Origin of the sequence: Sphingomonas desiccabilis (assembly GCF_004135605.1) — a bacterium.
Lineage (GTDB): Bacteria > Pseudomonadota > Alphaproteobacteria > Sphingomonadales > Sphingomonadaceae > Sphingomonas > Sphingomonas desiccabilis.
This window is the reverse complement of record NZ_SDPT01000001.1, coordinates 1642616-1659940: the sequence shown is the minus strand read 5'-3', so window position 1 is coordinate 1659940 and position 17325 is coordinate 1642616. Positions and strand designations below refer to the sequence as shown.

At 64.7% G+C, this 17325-nt stretch carries 17 protein-coding genes and 1 tRNA gene; 10 read left to right on the top strand and 8 right to left on the bottom strand.

Annotation, left to right across the window (positions count from 1 at the left end):
- Positions 1 to 95: 95 nt before the first annotated feature.
- The gene (locus tag EO081_RS07865) at positions 96 to 1784 is read left to right on the top strand and encodes a DUF5597 domain-containing protein (protein ID WP_129341285.1); all 1689 of its coding nucleotides are present in this window, start codon (positions 96 to 98) and stop codon (positions 1782 to 1784) included.
- A gap of 34 nt (positions 1785 to 1818) precedes the next feature.
- Positions 1819 to 4689, top strand: a complete 2871-nt coding sequence (locus tag EO081_RS07860; RefSeq protein WP_129341284.1) for a glycoside hydrolase family 31 protein — start codon at positions 1819 to 1821, stop codon at positions 4687 to 4689.
- Between the two features lie 344 nt (positions 4690 to 5033).
- Here the strand turns inward: EO081_RS07860 and EO081_RS07855 are convergent, their stop codons facing one another.
- Positions 5034 to 5639: a TetR/AcrR family transcriptional regulator gene (locus EO081_RS07855; protein ID WP_129341283.1), complete on the bottom strand. Its 606-nt coding sequence runs from the start codon at positions 5637 to 5639 to the stop codon at positions 5034 to 5036.
- Positions 5640 to 5688: 49 nt separating this feature from the next.
- On the opposite strand from EO081_RS07855, the gene EO081_RS07850 reads away from it, so the two are divergent.
- From EO081_RS07850 to EO081_RS07815, 8 genes are all read left to right on the top strand, one after another.
- A complete protein-coding gene (locus tag EO081_RS07850) occupies positions 5689 to 6537 on the top strand; it encodes an oxidoreductase (RefSeq protein ID WP_129341282.1) in 849 nt (282 codons plus the stop codon).
- A 106-nt stretch (positions 6538 to 6643) separates the two neighbouring features.
- Complete coding sequence (locus EO081_RS07845; protein ID WP_165284548.1) at positions 6644 to 7852, top strand: DUF418 domain-containing protein; 1209 nt, start codon at positions 6644 to 6646, stop codon at positions 7850 to 7852.
- A gap of 96 nt (positions 7853 to 7948) precedes the next feature.
- Entirely contained in the window at positions 7949 to 8953 is a 1005-nt protein-coding gene (locus EO081_RS07840; RefSeq protein WP_129341280.1) for an alpha/beta hydrolase, read from the top strand.
- Between the two features lie 13 nt (positions 8954 to 8966).
- Positions 8967 to 9179, top strand: a complete 213-nt coding sequence (locus EO081_RS07835) for a hypothetical protein (RefSeq protein ID WP_240697580.1) — start codon at positions 8967 to 8969, stop codon at positions 9177 to 9179.
- A gap of 57 nt (positions 9180 to 9236) precedes the next feature.
- The gene (locus EO081_RS07830; RefSeq protein ID WP_129341279.1) at positions 9237 to 9662 is read left to right on the top strand and encodes an organic hydroperoxide resistance protein; all 426 of its coding nucleotides are present in this window, start codon (positions 9237 to 9239) and stop codon (positions 9660 to 9662) included.
- A gap of 297 nt (positions 9663 to 9959) precedes the next feature.
- The gene (locus tag EO081_RS17275; RefSeq protein WP_375781644.1) at positions 9960 to 10244 is read left to right on the top strand and encodes an AbrB family transcriptional regulator; all 285 of its coding nucleotides are present in this window, start codon (positions 9960 to 9962) and stop codon (positions 10242 to 10244) included.
- On the top strand, positions 10187 to 11044 hold the full coding sequence (locus tag EO081_RS07820; RefSeq protein ID WP_206364354.1) for an AbrB family transcriptional regulator: 858 nt from the start codon (positions 10187 to 10189) through the stop codon (positions 11042 to 11044). Before EO081_RS17275 ends, EO081_RS07820 begins: the two co-directional genes overlap by 58 nt.
- Positions 11045 to 11081: 37 nt before the next feature.
- Entirely contained in the window at positions 11082 to 11429 is a 348-nt protein-coding gene (locus EO081_RS07815; protein ID WP_129341277.1) for a hypothetical protein, read from the top strand.
- 294 nt (positions 11430 to 11723) lie between these two features.
- On the opposite strand, the gene EO081_RS07810 is transcribed toward EO081_RS07815, so the two are convergent.
- The 7 genes from EO081_RS07810 to EO081_RS07780 all read right to left on the bottom strand — a co-directional run bounded on the left by EO081_RS07810 (position 11724) and on the right by EO081_RS07780 (position 17283).
- Positions 11724 to 11954 carry a site-specific integrase gene (locus tag EO081_RS07810; RefSeq protein ID WP_129341276.1) on the bottom strand — a complete coding sequence of 77 codons (231 nt, stop codon included), beginning with the start codon at positions 11952 to 11954 and terminating at the stop codon, positions 11724 to 11726.
- 73 nt (positions 11955 to 12027) lie between these two features.
- Positions 12028 to 12486, bottom strand: coding sequence for a site-specific integrase (locus EO081_RS07805; protein WP_129341275.1), 459 nt, complete (start codon positions 12484 to 12486; stop codon positions 12028 to 12030).
- Positions 12483 to 13514: a DUF6538 domain-containing protein gene (locus tag EO081_RS07800; RefSeq protein WP_129341274.1), complete on the bottom strand. Its 1032-nt coding sequence runs from the start codon at positions 13512 to 13514 to the stop codon at positions 12483 to 12485. Before EO081_RS07800 ends, EO081_RS07805 begins: the two co-directional genes overlap by 4 nt.
- 95 nt (positions 13515 to 13609) lie before the next feature.
- A tRNA-Glu gene (locus EO081_RS07795) sits at positions 13610 to 13684 on the bottom strand.
- Between the two features lie 75 nt (positions 13685 to 13759).
- Complete coding sequence (gene recJ / locus EO081_RS07790; RefSeq protein ID WP_129341273.1) at positions 13760 to 15523, bottom strand: single-stranded-DNA-specific exonuclease RecJ; 1764 nt, start codon at positions 15521 to 15523, stop codon at positions 13760 to 13762.
- A 50-nt stretch (positions 15524 to 15573) separates the two neighbouring features.
- Positions 15574 to 16254 carry a prolyl hydroxylase family protein gene (locus EO081_RS07785; protein ID WP_129341272.1) on the bottom strand — a complete coding sequence of 227 codons (681 nt, stop codon included), beginning with the start codon at positions 16252 to 16254 and terminating at the stop codon, positions 15574 to 15576.
- An 81-nt stretch (positions 16255 to 16335) separates the two neighbouring features.
- Positions 16336 to 17283: an RcnB family protein gene (locus tag EO081_RS07780; RefSeq protein WP_240697579.1), complete on the bottom strand. Its 948-nt coding sequence runs from the start codon at positions 17281 to 17283 to the stop codon at positions 16336 to 16338.
- Positions 17284 to 17325: the final 42 nt, after the last annotated feature.

Below are 17325 nucleotides of genomic sequence, written 5' to 3'. Positions count from 1 at the left end.
CCTGACGCCGGAGCGGGCTGGCGGCGGATCGAAGATGATGCGCATAGTGCGGCCTGCGCCTGTCAGCGGCGACCCGCGAAAATCCGCCCGCGTCCATGTGGCGACGGATCGGCGGGGATCGTGTACGGCGATCCGCAAGAGGGGGGAGGGGAGTGAACGCTTTCAAACTGGGCACGGCGCTGATCGCGCTCGCCACCGCCACCACCACGGCCATCACCGCAGCCGCGCAAACCGGCCCCGCCACCGAACTGCCGCGGCTGGAGACGCGCAACGGTCGCCACGCCTTCATCGTCGATGGCGCGCCCTATCTGATGCTCGCCGCGCAGGCGAATAATTCGAGCAACTACCCCGCGATGCTCGATCAGGTCTGGCCTACGCTCGACCGCATCCATGCCAACACGCTCGAGATGCCGATCGCCTGGCAACAGGTCGAGCCCACCGAGGGCAAGTTCGACTTCTCGTTCCTCCAGGTGCTGCTCGATCAGGCGCGCGCGCATGACAAGCGCGTGATCCTGTTGTGGTTTGGCACGTGGAAGAACACGAGCTACGCCTACACGCCCGATTGGGTGAAGCTGAACCCCGGCCGCTTTCCGCGCATGAAGACGCGCGACGGCAAGGATCATGATGTGCTCAGCGCCCACGGCGAACAGACGCTCGCCGCCGACACCCGTGCCTTCGTGAAGGTCATGGAATATCTGCGGGATCACGACCCCCAGAACACCGTGATCCTGGTGCAGCCACAGAACGAGACGGGCAGCTACCGCAATCCGCGCGACTTCAGCGCCACCGGTAACCGCCTGTTTGCGGAAGCGATCCCGCAGCCGCTCGCCCGCAAGCTGGGCAAGTCCGGGACCTGGGCGCAGGCGTTCGGCGCCCAGGCCGATCGCGCCTTCAACACCTGGTATGTCGCCTCCTACGTCAACGCGATGGCGGTTGCCGGCAAGAAGGTGAAGCCGCTGCCCATGTACGTGAACGCCGCGCTCGCCGGCCCGTCGAACGTCCCTGATCCGGAGGGCGTGGCCAGCGGCGGGCCGCAGCAGGACGTGCTCGACATCTGGAAGACGGCCGCTCCAGCGATCGATTTCCAGGCGCCCGACATCTACGATCGCAAGAGCGAGAACGTTGTCCAGTATCTCGACAAATATGCGCGCCCCGACAATCCGCTGATGGTGCCGGAGATCGGCAACGGCAGGGAATTCGCGCGCTTCTTCTACCCGACCATCGGCCGCGGCGGGATCGGCTTCGCGCCGTTCGGCATGGACGACACCGGATACTTCAACTACCCGCTCGGCTCCGACCGGCTCGACAGGGATACACTCGACGCCTTCGCCTTGCCGTACAAGGCGGTCGCTTCGATCCTGCGCGACTGGGCCCGGATCGCCGCCTCCCGTTCGACCTGGGGCGCGGCCAAGCCCGACGACGGCGCCGCCGTCTCCACCGTATTGGGCGGCTGGAAGATCACCGGCACCTGGGGCGAATGGCAATTCGGCACCAAGGACTGGACTTGGCTGAAGGCCGAGCCTCCACCATGGGCGTCGCAGCCGATCGGTGGGCTCGCCGTCGCGCACATGTTCGAGAACGAATTCCTGCTCGTAGGCGATCATGTTCGCGTCCGTTTCGAGCCGGAGACACCGGGCGCCATGATCCTGCGCATCGAGGAGGGCACGTTCTCCGACGGCAAATGGGTGATGAAGCGGGTGTGGAACGGCGACCAGACCGATTACGGGATCAACCTGATCGATCGGCCACAGGTGTTGAGGATCACGACGGGCCGCGCGCGCTGACGCGCAGCTGGAGGGGATGCACGGGGGTATGATCATGCACAGGGTTTTCGTCTCGGCGCTTCTCGTCGGAAGCGCGATTGCATCTCCTGCGCTGGCGCAGAGTGGCACGTTCCAGAAGATCGCCGGCGGGGTTGCGGTGACGCCTGCGTCGGGGCCCTCCTCCCGCGTCGAGGTGACGGTGCATGGCGACGGGATCATCCACGTCGTTGCCGTGCCGCGCGACATGGCAAGCGGTCGGCTCGCCCCCAGCCTGATGGCGCCCGACCCGCCCGCGCCGGGCAAGTTTACCATCGAGGAGCAGGGCGGCTACGTCACCCTTGCGGCCGCGAAGTCGACGGCACAGATTGCCCTGGCGAGCGGCGAGATCCGCTTCCTCGACGCGGCCGGCAAGCTGCTGTTGAACGAGGCGGGCGCCACCACCTTCGCCCGCGTCACCATCGACGGCAGGCCGTTCGTCACCGTCTCGCAGCAGTTCAACCGCGGCACCGACGAGGCTGTCTACGGGCTCGGCCAGCATCAGAATGCGACCATGGACAATCTGGGCGAGGACGTCGAACTCGCCCAGCACAACATGGACATCGGCGTGCCGTTCCTGGTTTCCACCAGGGGCTACGGCCTCTTGTGGGACAACAACTCGATCACCCGCTTCGGCAATCCCAAGCCCTACAAGCTGGTGGGCGAGGAACTGAAGGTCACCTCCGGCGGTAAGCCTGGTTGGAAGGCCGAGTATTTCCTGGATGGCAAGCCGGTGGTCACCCGCCAGGAAGCGTCGATCAACTACCAGTACATCAAGGATCAGGCGAACTGGCCGGAGGCGGCCAAGGCCAGGACGGAGGCGGCGACCGGCGGCCAGAACACCGCCGGCAATGCGGTGCAGAAGCAGACGGTCATCTGGACCGGCGACGTGATGCCGACCAGCACCGGCGTGCATCGCTTCCAGCTCTATGGATCGAGCTATTTCAAGGTCTTTGTCGACGGCAAGGAAGTGCTGAACCGCTGGCGGCAGAACTGGAGCCCCTGGTACGCCAACTTCGACGTTCCGATGACCGCCGGCAGGGCCGCCAACGTCCGCATCGAATGGGAGCCGAACGCCGGCTACATGGCGCTGCTGCACAGCGATCCGCTTCCGGCCGAGGACCGCAATTCGATCTGGTTCACCAGCGAAGTGGGTCAGGCCAAGAACTATTGGTTTGTCCCCGGCGGCAGCATCGACGGCGCGATCGCCGGGTATCGCCAGCTGACCGGCAAGTCCGAGATGATGCCCAAATGGGCGTACGGCTTCTGGCAATCCCGCCAGCGCTACGACACGCAGGACGAGGTGACTGGCGTCGTCGCGAAGTATCGCGAGCTCAAGATCCCGCTCGATACCATCGTGCTCGACTGGCGCTATTGGCGCGACGACGATTGGGGCAGCCACCGCTTCGATGCGACGCGCTTCCGGGATCCCAAGAAGATGATCGAGACGGTGCACGCGGCAAACGCGCGCTTCATGATCTCGGTCTGGCCGAAATTCTATCCGACCACCGATACGTACAAGGAGCTCGAGGCCGCCGGCGCGGTGTACAAGGGCAACCTGGAGATGGGGAACAAGGACTGGGTCGGCCCGGGCTACGCCAGCACCTTCTACGATCCCTATTCGCCGCAGGGTCGCCGCATCTTCTGGAAGCAGGTCGAGGAACGGCTGGCGAAGCTCGGCACCGACGCCTGGTGGGCGGATGCCAGCGAGCCCGACATGCACTCCAACCTCTCGATCGAGGAACGCATCAGGACGATGGGGCCGACCGCGATCGGGCCGGCCGAGCAGTATTTCAACAGCTTCCCGCTCATGAACGCAAAGGCGTTCTACGACGGCTGGACCTCGTTCAAGCCCGACGTTCGCCCATTCCTGCTCACCCGTTCGGGTTTCGGCGGTTTGCAGCGCTACAGCTCGGCGATCTGGTCGGGCGATATCGCCAGCCGCTGGTTCGACCTCAAGGCGCAGATCTCGGCCGGCGTGAACGCGTCCATGTCGGGCATCCCGAACTGGACGCACGACATCGGCGGCTTCGCGCTGGAGGACCGCTACTCGACCAAGACGCCCAAGGCGGCGGACCTGGACGAGTGGCGCGAGCTCAACCTGCGCTGGTTCCAGTTCGGCGCGTTCAGCCCGCTGTTCCGCAGCCACGGCGAGTTCCCGTACCGCGAGGTCTACGAGATCAGCCCCGAAGGATCACCCATGCGCCAGTCAATGGTGTGGTACGACGAGCTGCGCTACCGCCTGATGCCGTACATCTACACGATCGGTGCCGACACCTACATGAAGGACGGCAGCATCATGCGCGCGCTCGCCGCCGATTTCCCGCAGGACAAGACGGCGCGGGAGCTGACCGATGAATACCTGTTCGGCGACGCGTTCCTGGTCGCGCCGGTGGTCGAGTACAAGGCGCGCAGCCGGCAGGTGTATTTCCCCGGAACCGGCACCTGGTACGACTTCTCGAACGGCCGGACCTATCCCGGCGGCCAGACCGCCACGGTCGCAGCGCCGGCCGAGCGCATGCCGCTGTTCGTCCGCGCGGGCGCGATCGTGCCGATGGGGCCGGTGATGCAATACACCGACCAAGATCGCGGCGCTCCGCTGACCCTTGCGGTCTACACCGGTGCCGACGGGCAGTTCTCCCTCTATGAGGACGACGGCGCCAGCACCGCGTACAAGCAGGGTGCGTTCAGCCGCATCCCGATCCGCTACGACGATCGTACCGGCGCCGTGACGCTGGGCGCGCGCGAGGGCAAGGGCTGGAACGGCATGCCGACCCGCCGCGCCATCCGCGTGCGCTGGGTCCGCGAGGGCAAGCCGGTGACGGACGCCAACGGCTATGATGCGGAGGCGACCTACGACGGCGGCGCCCTGACGATCGTGCGCAAGTAAGGCCGCCCAGGATCCGCCCTCCCGATCGCGACCAAGCCCGCTTCCTTGCGGCCATCGCGAGGAGCGGGCAGGGGGGCTCCGGGTCGCTTGTTTATACGGGCTCGATAAGGGTCGAGATTGGTCGGGACCAGCGGTGCAGATGGCTGAGCTTGGGCCGGCAGGAGACCGTCTGGTCTGCGTTGGCCGAAAGCGGAAAGCTGCCGCCAGGAAGAGCCGAGAGCCACTGCCGCTGGTCGCAAGGTGCCGAACCATTCAGTCCTGAATGGCCGTCCATCGCAGGATGCAGCTTTTCCTCCTTAGTGGCCGCGAACCCTCAGGCGGAACCGTTCAGGCGCCCGATGAGATCAGCCTGGTTTGGAAAACCCAAGCAAGAGTGTTGTAGCGACCCGTTCCGCGCTGCTAGCAAGTTCATCGTTCGCCAGCTCTCCCGCGGTCCAAAAGGACAGCACCCCGCGAAAGCCGAACGCGAGCTGCCGCGGTAAGATGGCCAACGCTTCCTTCCGACGTACCTCGTCGAGACCATTGCCATCGCCAAGAGCGAGCCGCCACAACGAGGCCGACAGCGTTAAAGCCCTCCCCGGCACCGGTCCCGCCGTCCCGATCCACCCCATCACCGCCCGATTGACGACCGGCTCCTCCAGCATTCCGGCGGCGGCAATGGAAACCGCGAGCAGCACCCGCTCGGCCGCGTTCGGCAATGGAGGCTGCTTCACATAGCGATCCGTCATCATGCCGATGCGCCGCTCGGCCAGTGCGTGCATGATCGCTGCCTTGCTTCCGAACTGGTTGAATGGCGTGGCAAAGCTGACACCGGCTTCCGCCGCCAAGTCGCGCATCGAGTACTCCGCCTTGCCGTGGCGCAGGAGCCGTTCGGCGGCGTCGATCACGCGCTGCCGCACCGCTTCGCCCCTGTTCGCCGCGGGCACACTCCGCCCCTTGCTCTCGACCATCGCACCATCTATATCATGATATAGTTCACACTCTCGTTGGAGTTAGACCATGGTGCCAGGCTTTCCCAGGATTTTCCTGATTTCTGGCGTCAGCTCCGGCCTTGGGCGGGCCTTCGCCTACGCGGCGCTCAGCGCTGGGCATCAGGTCATCGGCACCGTGCGGCGCGTCCAAGACGCCGACCAGTTCGCCGCACTCGCACCGGGGAGGGCACACCCGCTTGTGCTCGATGTTACCGACTACGAGGCCGTCCCCTCGACAGTCGCCTCCGCCGAACAGCGGGTTGGTGCGATCGACGTGCTCGTGAACAATGCCGGCTATGGGCACGAAGGCGCGCTCGAGGAGTCGTCGATGGACGATCTTCAGCGCCAGTTCGCCGCAAATGTGTTCGGCCCCGTTGCGATGATCAAGGCGGTGCTTCCCGGCATGCGTGCGCGACGTCGCGGCCACATCGTCAACGTTACGTCGATGGGCGGATTCATTACCATGCCGGGGATCAGCTTTTACTGCGGCAGCAAATTCGCGCTCGAAGGCATCTCCGAAGCGCTCGGCAAGGAAGTCGCGCAGTTCGGGATACGCGTCACTGCGCTCGCCCCCGGCCAGTTCCGCACCGACTGGGCAGGACGGTCGATGCAGCGCACGCCCCGCAGCATCGCGGACTATGACGCGGTAATGGATCCAATCCGCGCCGCACGACACGCCAAGAGTGGAAATCAGCCCGGCGATCCAGCTAGGGCGGCGCAGGCGCTGCTCACCCTGATTGATGCACCGTCCCCGCCGATGCGCCTATTCCTCGGCACTGATGCGCTGAGCCTTGTGGAACAGAAGCTCGCCGCGCTGAGCGCCGAGATGGCCGAGTGGGACAGGCTCTCTCGCTCGACCGACTTCGCCTCCGCATAAGCGCCCCGCCACCAACATGCTGTGAGCCCGTCCGCGTTGCGCCTGGCACCAGCTTGGTGGCGCGGTCGAACGCGCGCGCTCGATGCCACACCAAGTGGAAATTATTATGGCCGCTCCTGTCCTAGGCAAGATTCGCATCCAGGCTCTCGATGTTATTCGAGGGTTGGCCATTCTGGGCATTCTGGCGGTCAACGCTGATGGCTTTGCCGCTCCCCAGTCGGCTTCCCTCAGGCCTACGATGTGGCTTTATCCGAACGAAGGATGGACCGCCGTTTCGTACTGGATCATGGACACATTATTCCACGAAAAGTTCCTGATCATCTTCTCGATGTTGTTTGGCGTGTCCCTGTTCCTCGTGGGCGGCGACGGGACGGACCAACGCAAGGGCAGGTTGCTCGCACGGCGGCTGGGTATTCTCTTCCTTTTCGGGATGCTCCATGGCTTCGGGATCTGGTGGGGCGACATCCTTTCGCTATACGCCGTCACCGGCTTCCTGATGTTCTTCTGCCGCGGTTGGCAGCCGAAGGTCCTGATGGGCGTTGGCGCCGCCCTATATGCGGCGATGGCGCTTTCGGCCATTCCGACGGCAGCGTATCCGAACGCCTCGCCATCCGTGCGGACGGCAGCCGAAGCGGCGCGAATTCCTGATCCGGTGGCCGTGATGGAGCGCAAGGCAATGACACGGGAGCGGCTAGTCGAAGCGAAAGGCTCGTGGGCCGGAGCTTATCGACTAAACACCAGAGAATATCTGAACGTGCTCTCCGGATACCCGTCGCTTATTCCTCAAACTCTCGCCCTGATGATGATTGGACTGTCCCTGTTCAAAAGCGGTTTCCTGGCTGGCGAGTCCAGCAACCGACGCTATGTCACGGTGATCGCAATCGGATACACAGCTCTCCTTCTCGCCGCCTGGCTTGCGTGGAAGGTCGATGTTCGGGAGCGTCTTGTACTGGGTGAGGAGGGGGTCAACCTTCTTCTTTCGCCGCTGATTTCGCTGGCCTATGTCGCCAGCTTGGTCCTCCTTCTCAGAGCCGGCGCAGGCAAGCTGCTGACACCAATGGCCGCGACCGGGCGGATGGCCTTTACAAACTACATCACGCAGTCGCTGCTGATGACCTCGATCTTCTATGGTGGTCGGGGAGCGCTGATGGGCGAAGTCGATCGACCAGGACTGTGGGCGATCACCCTCGCAATCTGGATCTTGCAATTGTTCTGGTCCCCATGGTGGCTCGCGCGCTTTGAAATGGGCCCATTGGAGTGGGTATGGCGCTGCTTGACCTTGGGTCGATTGATCCCCCTGCGAAAGCCCGCCTAGCGTCAGGCAGGGTCAGCTGTCGTCTCCCGAACCTAAACCCCGCATGGTACATTAGACGGGCCGGCGAACCTTCCGACCGAAAGAGGTTCATAGCAAATGACCGACAAGAAATGCGGCGTAGCAGTGCCGGACCGGATTGTCCCATTCCCCACGTCGATCAGCGAAGAGGCGCGGGCTGCGCTTGAGCGCCTCGTCGGCCCGGACCGAATGCCCGTCAACGCATCATATGTGATGCCCTCGCATGACGACGTCGATGCCTGGATGAACCTCAAGGCCACAGCGGACGCGCGCTATGCCGCAAGCCTTGCGGAAAGAGCAGGCCGCCCACTCTCGACCGTGGAGACGATCGACGTTAAGGGCGCAGTGATCCATGTGGCGGAGCCGGATAACCGGGCTCCCGCTGAAGCCGCCTATATCGACCTTCATGGGGGTGCCCTTGTCATGGGCGGCGGAGCGGCCTGCTCCGCCGGGGCACAGATGCAGGCCGATCTGCACCAGGTACGGTGCTATGCCGTTGATTACCGAACGCCTCCAGAGCATCCATACCCCGCCGCCCTTGACGATTGCGTGACTGGGTACCGTCACGTCCTCAAGACTCATGCGCCCTCAAATATCATCATCGGCGGTCGGTCGGCGGGGGGTAACCTCGCGGCGGCAATGCTCCTGAGAGCGAGGGAAGAAAGTCTGCCGATGCCGGCGGCGCTGGTCCTTCTTTCGCCGCAAGTGGACCTCACCGAGAGCGGCGACAGCTTTGAAGTGAACCAGCTCGTGGACGTGGTGCTGCCCGGCTCGCTCAGGTCTAGCAATCTACTCTACGCAAACGGCAGCGACCTGACAGACCCGCATCTCTCACCGCTGTTTGGGGAGCTTAGTGGTTTTCCTCCCACATTCCTTCACACAGGCACCCGGGACCTCTTCTTGTCGAACACAGTACGCATGCACCGCGCATTGCGGCGAGCTGGCGTGCAGGCCGAGCTTCACGTCTTCGAAGCCATGCCGCACGGGGGCTTCACCGGTCATACCGCGGAAGATCGAGATCTCTCCAACGAAGTCGCTCGTTTTGTTCGCAGGCACTGGGGAGCACCGAGCCCCGTCAACTGAAGGAGACCGTGTGATGTCGCTTGATCGCCAGTGGGCGATGATCCTCAGCGGCGCTCAGTCCGGCCTCGCTGGCGCGCACATGCTCAACAAGGCGGCCGGCGCCGCGCCCGTCAGCATCGCCGACATCGCGCCCTACGCGGCGTTCGGCGCCTTCTACTTCCTCATCTCGGCGGTCTCGCTGACGATCAGCAATGCACGGCGCCGTCCGAGGGCGGTTGCAGCCTGAGCAAGTCCTCCACCCACCCGCCGCAGGAGGTGCGACGCCACAAGAAAGGAAATGAACATGTCCGTTGATGTCAAATATCGCACCACTGCTGCCGCCACCGGAGGCCGTGACGGCCGCGCCCGTACCGAGGATGGCAAGCTCGACCTGCAATTGTCCACGCCAAAGGAACTCGGTGGAGCCGGCGGTGAGGGAACCAACCCCGAGCAGTTGTTCGCATCGGGATATTCGGCGTGCTTCCTCGGTGCGCTGAAGTTCGCCGCTCACCTGCTCAAGCTTCAGGTGCCCGCGGATGCAACGGCTGTGGCGACGGTAGGGATTGGCATGCGGTCCGAAGGTGGCTTCGGCCTCGAGGTGGAGCTCGCGGTGACGCTCCCCGGGTTGGACCGCGAAGATGCGCAGCGGCTGGTCCAGGCGGCGCACCAGACCTGCCCCTACTCGAACGCGACCCACGGCAACATCGACGTGCGCCTCAGCGTCGTCTGACCGGACCGGGTCTGCCGCGTGCAGGCCCGGCACCTTTCAGGCCTAGCCTCACGCCGCTGGCAGAAGATCAAGGTAGCCTTCCATGCACAGCTTCGACGCGAACATCGGTGCCGGCCACACGAGCCCAGCGCTCGGCCGACTGCACGACGTTCGCCAATCGGCGGCCATCGTCCATCGAAGCCTGATGGGTGTTGCGTGCGTCAACATAGGCTGCAGGCCGTCGAAGGCGCTCCGGGCGAGCGCCCACGCTGACCATGCCGCACAACGCGGCGGGGATTATCCGATCGTTTCGGCATCATGACGGATGCGCCACCCCCCTATGCTCGTTGCCGAGCTGCAAGTCCTTCAATCTACTGGGGCGTACTGATCGTCCTGTCGGTGATCTTTGCATATGTGCTGAACTTGATCGACATCCCCGCGGCGCTCCTACTCGGCCCGCTGATCGCTGGAATTGTAGTCGCCTTCCAAGGAGCAAAGCTGGAAGTCCCATGGCTGGGCTTCGGCATCGCTCAGGGCGTTCTAGGTTGCATGATCGCCAAGACAATCCCGCACGCTGTGGTTGGCGGAGCCTTGGTCAACTAGCCCTGTTCTCGGCGGGCGTCCTGGCGGTCGTTGCCGCAAGCGCAGGTCTCGGCTGGCTGCTTGCTCGCCACCGTGTGCTTCCCGGCACAACCATCATCTGGGGCCTGAGCCCAGGTGCCGCGACGGCCATGACGTTGATGGCTGAAAATGCCGGCGCGGACGCGCAACTCGTTGCCTTCATGCAATACACACGCGTCATCGTCGTGGCGGCTATCGCTTCGGTAATCACGAAGCTTGTCGGGGGCTCTGCAGCTCATGCGATGCCTGCTCCGCCTTCGCTGCTGCCGAACGACTGGCTGTACTTCGCCGAAACGCTCGTGCTTGCCATCATGGCCCCACTGCTTGCTCGCCGCCTCGGTTTTCGCTCTGGAGCGTTTCTGATTCCGCTCACCCTCGGCATCCTTCTCCAACATCAAGGTCTGCTGACGATCGACCTGCCGCGCTGGCTTCTGGCTATCGCCTACGCCTTCATCGGGTGGCGCATCGGTCTCCGGTTCAACCGCCCGTTACTCTCGCACGCAGTTCGGAAAATGCCGGCGATCATCGGCAGCACCTTGCTTCTGGTCGCCGTATGCGGGGGCCTTGCAGCGGGATTGGTGCTGATTGCGGGGATCGATCCACTCACCGCCTATCTCGCCACCAGTCCTGGCGGTGCGGATTCGGTTGCGATCATTGCCGCCTCAACCCAGGTAGACATATCATTTGTTATGACCATGCAGATGGCGCGGTTCGTGGTTGTTCTCATCCTCGGCCCGGCAATGGCGCGTTCTATTTCCAGCCGAATTGACCCTGACAAATGAAGTCATCCATTTCCAGACTCAGACCCGAAGGTGTTGCATGCACATTACTCTGTTCTTTTCCGGCGCTCTACTCTGCAATTCGATACCGCATCTGGCGGCAGGCCTGCGCGGTGAAATCTTTCCGACACCCTTTGCGAAGCCGCGCGGAAAGGGCCCGTCCTCGCCCTTAGTGAACTTCCTGTGGGGTGCAGTTAATCTCGCTGGAGGCCTGTTTCTGCTTGCGAGCCACCCGGTTCAGGTCAGTCCCAACGCGGATCTCGCCACGATCGCAGTCGGAGCGCTCACAATCGGCGCGTATCTCGCGATCCACTTTGGCAAAGCTCGCGCTGCCGGAACGTGGAATGCCGGCCCAGCCAAGTCCGCGCCCTCGGAAGCCGCCGTCTAGATTGCAGGATTGCAATTCTCGCATCGAACCTGAGGCGGCGGGATAGAGGAGCAAATATGAAACGGCGGCTTTCGGGCGCCGAGAGAGCCAGTTCGAACGGCAACAAATCGGGCGCACTGCTGCCAGACGGCTTCGCACTCCGTGAATGGCCTGTTCTGGCGGAACCTGCCGGTCAAAGCCCGATCGGCGAACGACGCATTTTGGGTCGTAACCTGCCATACGGTGCGATCGGCGGGGAACGCCAGCTATGCCGACTCGAGCGCCGGTAAGTTGCCAGTCCGCAAGCGGCCAACTTCAAGTCGTACTTTTGGCGTTCTCAATCACCCGAGCCCATTCGACGTCTGGATAGCCGATCTTCTCGTTGGCGTCACGAAGGACCACCATGTCGGCACCTCGTCCGTATTGCGTGCTGACTGATCCATCTGCGTGGCCGAACAGGAGATCGACGATTTCCTTGTTGGCCTTGCCGCGAATCGCCCCTTTCCCGGCGTGCCGAAACGAATAGAAGACAAGTTCCGGATCCATAAGCCAATCTGGTCGAGAAAATCATTCATTACGCGGGAAAGGCGCTGCGTCCGACTGCCATATTTGTTTGTATCTAGTTCCGGAAAAGCCATTCTGCTCCTTCGTCACGTCGCTTAGCGACCATGTCGAGGAAGCCAGCTTCTATAAGGATCGAGTGCAGCGGGATGTCGCGCCTGCCGCTTGCAGTCTTCACCCGTTTGGCAGGGCCTTCCTGTTCCTCACGGAGGCGAATGCGGTCAGGTTCTATGGCGATGTAGGGAATGCTGTCATAGGTTTTGATGTTTCCCGGGCGCAACTTGCCCAGGTCGTCAAGTCTGCACCCCGTGAAGGGGGCAAGAAGCAAGGTCCAGTAAAGCGTACTCGACGATACCCCGCCTTTCCTCGGTAGAGGGGCGCTGAAGATCTTGACCAGATTTTGTGGTTCAAACGGGAGGCGCGAATCTTCGATTTCGCTCTTGGGCAGCGACGTGACCGTCTTTGCGACATTGCCGCTGATGACGTGAAGTTCCTCGACGGCATGCTCGAGCGTCACGCGACCGCGGACAGTGCTTTGTTGACCGTCGCGGGTGACAGCGTCGTTAGGCGTCGCGCCTTGGCGAGTTCGACCTGATCGAGGAGCGGCAGGGCGGTGATCTCCTTGCCTGCGCGGGCCGGCAGCCCAGCGCAGGTGCGCCGGTAGGCGCGGACCATTGATGCCGTGATGGTGTCCACAGGTGGATCATCGTGCAAACGAGCGAACCGCCCGATAGCCGTGCGCCACTCGTCGACCACCTTGGGTTCCCGGGGCTGGAAAACAGCCCCGTCCTCGAAGACTTGCGTGATGGTCGGGGCTCTCTCGTTCGAGATTTCGGGCGGCGGCGTCGTCGCCGAGATCTCGATCCCGGGGATCAAGATCGGTGATGGCAGGATTCGGGTTCGTGCCGGATCGATCTTCAGTGCACAGGCTGCGCAGAGTCTGTCCAGAAAGGCTCGCCCAATCGCCTCGTAAAGAGTTGGCTCGATCGGCTGAACAATACCGTTGTCGAACGCGATCATGACAATGGCCCAGTCGATGGGATCAAGACTGGGCAGCGCGGCAACACGCTGCAGCGTCTCCAGCCATGGCAGGGGCCTGAAGTCGGGAATGGCCTCCAGCATCGCCTTGCGGTCGCCGTGATCACGGAGATCGTCGGGCGTGGAAGGAGTGCCGAAGTCGTAACGCCCGCCCGGATCATGGTCCGTTAAGCCATGCGCGTACGTGAACGCTCCAAGTTCGAGCAAGGCAAGCTTCTGGGCGATACCTTGTAGCTGCTGCTCGCTCGTGTCCACGAGATAAGCCTCAAGCATCGCTCGTGCTGAGTGGAGCTGCTTGGTGGTCAGAGCACGTCGTGCGGCGGCTAGCTTCTGTTCGAAGATCACCGCGTGCGGGTGATTGCGTTGGCGCGCTTCGTCGGGATCGCGGGTGTCGAGTGTCCGCTTATACCCGCTCGACACGCCATCGAAGAGCGGCCGGAGCGCGACGGGGATCACCCGTCGAAAGTAAAAAATGCCCGTGCGAGGATCTTTGAAGGGAGAGGCCATTCGGATCACTTTGTACGCATCCTTTGTACACAAGGATGGCAAAGCGTCCGTGACCGCCACAAAAACCGCGCTGGCCTGCCATTTCTGGCAGCCGCTGGTGACCCCTACGGGACTCGAACCCGTGTTTCAGCCGTGAAAGGGCCGCGTCCTAACCACTAGACGAAGGGGCCGTTGCCGGTTGCGGCGAACTAGGGAAATGCTGCCGGGCGGTCAAGCGGGTGTTTGCGATTTTTGTTTCGGGTGCATCAATCGGCCCAGGCTGCGTCCTCCACGTGGAGTTCGGCGGCGGGGCGGCTGCCCCAGTCGTCGATCTTGGCACGCCCGGCGAGCCAGAGCCGGCGGTGGGGCGGGGCGCCGAGCAGCGCCATGCCGAGCGGCGTATCCGCCTGGCGGAACGCCACCGCCTTCAGGCTGCGCCCGTCGTCTCCAGCGACGGTCAGGCGAACATGGCCGTTGCCGACCGTATCCGCGCGGATCACGCGCACGGGGCCCGCCGCCACGCGCGGCGCGGGCCAGCCCACGCCGTAGGGGCCACCCACTTCCAGAGCCTCCACCAGCATCGGGTTCACCCCGCCGGGGGCAAGCACCGCGTCGAACAGCAGCGCGCGTTCGCCGCGCGCGCGTTCCACGGCCTCGGCCAGGTTCTCGTGCAGGAAGTCGGCAAGGGCGGGGATGGTGTCTTCGGACACGGTGACGCCCGCCGCCATGGCATGGCCGCCGCCCGCGTGAAGGAGGCCGCTGTCTTTCGCCGAGAGGATCGCCGCGCCCAGATCGACGCCCGCGATCGACCGGCCCGAGCCCTTGCCGACCCCGTTCTCGTCCACGGCGATCACCAGGACGGGGCGGCCGAGCTTCTCCTTCAGGCGCCCTGCGACGATCCCGATCACCCCGGCGTGCCACCCCCGCCCGGCAACCACGGCCACGCCGCGGTCCTGCTGCTGGATGCAGCGCTCTTCTGCCTCCGCCTGCACCACCGCCTCGATGGCCCGGCGTTCCTCGTTCAGCCGATCCAGTTCCTCCGCGATGGCACGGGCTTCGTCACGGTCCCGTGTGGTGAGCAGCCGGACGCCCAGGTCCGATCGCCCGACGCGCCCGCCCGCATTGATCCGGGGTCCTAGCGCGAAGCCCAGGTCCGAGCAGGTCGGCGCCCGTGTCAGCCTGGACGCCTCGATCAAGGCGGCGAGCCCGAGATTGCGGCGCTGCGCCATCACCTTGAGCCCCTGGGCGACGAAGGCGCGGTTCAGCCCGCGCAACTGCGCGACGTCGGCAACGGTACCCAGCGCGACGAGGTCCAGCAGCTCGATCAGCTTGGGCTCCGGACGGCTGGCGAACCAGCCCCGCGTCCTGAGCGTGCGCAACAGCGCCGCACCCAGCAGGAAGGCGACGCCGACGGCTGCCAGGTGCCCGTGCTCGGCACCTTCGCGCTCGTCCATGCGATTGGGGTTCACCAGAGCGTGCGCATAGGGGAGGGCGGCTGCGCACTTGTGATGGTCGACGACCACCACGTCCACGTTGGCCGCGCGCGCTGCGTCCAGCGCCTCGAAGGCCTGGGCGCCGCAGTCGACCGTGACGATGAGGCTCGCGCCTTCTTCCTTCAGCCGCAGCAGCGCGGGGGCCGAGGGGCCATAGCCCTCCGTCATCCGATCGGGGATGTAGGCACGCGGCTCGATGCCGAGCTGGCGGAGCAGCAGGATCAGGAGCGCCGCCGAGGTCGCACCATCGACGTCATAGTCCCCGAAGATCGCGACCTGCTCGCCTGCCTGCACGGCGTCGGCGAGCCGGTCGGCGGCCTTGTCCATGTCACGGAAGATCGAGGGATCGGGCATGAAGCCGCGGATGCTGGGACTGCGATGTGCCTCCAGCGCCTCGCGCGCGCAGCCGCGGGCGAGCAGCAATTGAGTAACGAGGTCGTCGGGCGCGAAGCTCGCGTCGCACGGGTCGGCGGCAAGGCCGCGCCAGCGCCAGGGTTGCCCGAGGATCGAGCGATGGATGTTCAGTACGGGACGCATGGGCAGCGCTTACGCCAACCGGGGGAGGATGGAAATCGCTGTCGTTTCCATCACTTGACCCAGGGACGCTCGCGAAACCACTTGGTGATGATGTATTTCGTGCCGCGCACCACCGCCATGCCTTCGTGCAGGGTCAGCTTGTTGGGGCTGCCGTCCGGGTTCATGTTGTTCCAGGCGACCAGTTGGCCGGCATTGGGCTTGAAGCGGACGCCCGCCTGCGGGAACCAGGTCGCGCCACCCTGCTCGACGGTGTTGAGGAACACCATCGCCGTCCAGGTCCGCTGCCCGCCTTGCTGCTCCATGTCCGCCCAGTAGCGCTCCCCCTCGTGGAAATAGTCGTGGTGGGCGCGGAATTGCTGGCCGGGCGCATAGCGCTGCCCCTGCATCGTCTCGCCGAACGGCGGCTCGATGCCGAGCAGGTCCGCGATCCGCTCGTCCAGAGGCTGGATTTCCGGTGACCAGCGGTCGAGGTCGCAGCTGTCGCTGGTGCGGAAATTGGGGTCGTTCGACTCGGTGAGCAGCGTCGAGCGGCGGCTGCCCGCGTCGATGGTGCGCATCAGCATCGCGCATTCGTCCGGGCTCAGGAAATCCGGATGGACGAACATCTGGGCCGCCTCCGTCTTGGCGGGGCGGACGTTCGGACTGGCCTTCAGCCGCTCGGCGACGCGGGTCCCGAACTCCGCCCGAACCGGGGACGGGGAGCCATGCGGACGGGTCGATTGCACCTTCATGGCACCGTTCCTTCGAACAAGGTGCCGGCGAACGCAAGAGGGCCCGGCAGTCGCCTGCCGGACCCGCTCGCATCGATCCCGTTACCAGAACAGGTCGTAGACGGTGTCGACCACTTCGCCGGTCTCCAGATCCACCAGCAGCGCGTCGTTATAGTAGCGGACCCAGCGGTAGGGGCCGTACGCCGGCGGCAGGCGATAGTAGAACGGGTCGTTGATCCAATAGCTCGACCCATAGAGCATCGAGCCGAGCGTCAGCCCCACCGAGAAGCGGCGATAGCCGTAATGGTAGCCGGACGGCGGGTAGTAGCGCGGAAGGCGATAGACGTTGCGGTTCGCCTGGCGATACCGGTCCCAGTCGTACCGGCGGTCGTCGCGCCAGCCGCGGCTCCACCCATGGCGATCGTTCCAGTCCTGCCGGTCCCGGGCTTGATTGCGCCACCCGTCGTTCCGGTCATATCCGCGGACGGGACGCCGGTCGTTGCGATCGAACCGGTCGCCGGGGCGTCGGTCGCGGCCTTCCCAATTGCCGCCGGGGCGGCCGGGCTGGGTCCCCGGACGATCGGGGCGCCCATCGTTGCCGCGGACGTCCGGTCGGTTGCCCGGGCGAGGGTTGCGGCGATCGAGGCGGCCGTCCGGTCGCCGGTCGCCACCTTGCCACCGCTGCTGTCCATCACCGCGGGGACGCTCGAAACCGCCCGGGCGTTCCGGGCGCTGAGTCCACTCCTCGCGCCGTTGCGGCCGCTCCCGCTGGAAGTCGCGCTGCGGCATCTGCGGACGCGCCTGCTGCGGGCGCTGGTTCTGATAATCCCGCTGCGGCATCTGCGGGCGGGGCTGTTGCGCCCGCTCGTTCTGGAAGTTGCGCTGGGGCTGCGGGCGCTCGCGCGGGGCCTCGCGCTGGATGCGCTGCGGTGCAGGGCGGCCCGCCTCACGCGCTTCGCGCCGGGGGCGATCGCCCCGATCCTGCGCCAATGCCGACGCAGGCACCAGCGCGGTGGCTGCCATCAACCCCATCAACAAGAACTTGGTCACTGCGGCTCTCCCAACCGGACCCGCCGGTTACGTTGGTCCGCA

What these genes read in the sequence shown, in the direction of transcription:
- EO081_RS07865 (WP_129341285.1), top strand. Translation starts at nt 96, where the DNA reads ATGTGGCGACGGATCGGCGGGGATCGTGTACGGCGATCCGCAAGAGGG.
- EO081_RS07785 (WP_129341272.1), bottom strand. Translation starts at nt 16,254, where the DNA reads ATGAAGGTGCAATCGACCCGTCCGCATGGCTCCCCGTCCCCGGTTCGG.
- recJ (WP_129341273.1), bottom strand. Translation starts at nt 15,523, where the DNA reads ATGCGTCCCGTACTGAACATCCATCGCTCGATCCTCGGGCAACCCTGG.
- EO081_RS07810 (WP_129341276.1), bottom strand. Translation starts at nt 11,954, where the DNA reads ATGGATCCGGAACTTGTCTTCTATTCGTTTCGGCACGCCGGGAAAGGG.
- EO081_RS07860 (WP_129341284.1), top strand. Translation starts at nt 1,819, where the DNA reads ATGCACAGGGTTTTCGTCTCGGCGCTTCTCGTCGGAAGCGCGATTGCA.
- EO081_RS07840 (WP_129341280.1), top strand. Translation starts at nt 7,949, where the DNA reads ATGACCGACAAGAAATGCGGCGTAGCAGTGCCGGACCGGATTGTCCCA.
- EO081_RS07835 (WP_240697580.1), top strand. Translation starts at nt 8,967, where the DNA reads ATGTCGCTTGATCGCCAGTGGGCGATGATCCTCAGCGGCGCTCAGTCC.
- EO081_RS07830 (WP_129341279.1), top strand. Translation starts at nt 9,237, where the DNA reads ATGTCCGTTGATGTCAAATATCGCACCACTGCTGCCGCCACCGGAGGC.
- EO081_RS07815 (WP_129341277.1), top strand. Translation starts at nt 11,082, where the DNA reads ATGCACATTACTCTGTTCTTTTCCGGCGCTCTACTCTGCAATTCGATA.
- EO081_RS07800 (WP_129341274.1), bottom strand. Translation starts at nt 13,514, where the DNA reads ATGGCCTCTCCCTTCAAAGATCCTCGCACGGGCATTTTTTACTTTCGA.
- EO081_RS07845 (WP_165284548.1), top strand. Translation starts at nt 6,644, where the DNA reads ATGGCCGCTCCTGTCCTAGGCAAGATTCGCATCCAGGCTCTCGATGTT.
- EO081_RS07855 (WP_129341283.1), bottom strand. Translation starts at nt 5,639, where the DNA reads ATGGTCGAGAGCAAGGGGCGGAGTGTGCCCGCGGCGAACAGGGGCGAA.
- EO081_RS17275 (WP_375781644.1), top strand. Translation starts at nt 9,960, where the DNA reads ATGACGGATGCGCCACCCCCCTATGCTCGTTGCCGAGCTGCAAGTCCT.
- EO081_RS07850 (WP_129341282.1), top strand. Translation starts at nt 5,689, where the DNA reads ATGGTGCCAGGCTTTCCCAGGATTTTCCTGATTTCTGGCGTCAGCTCC.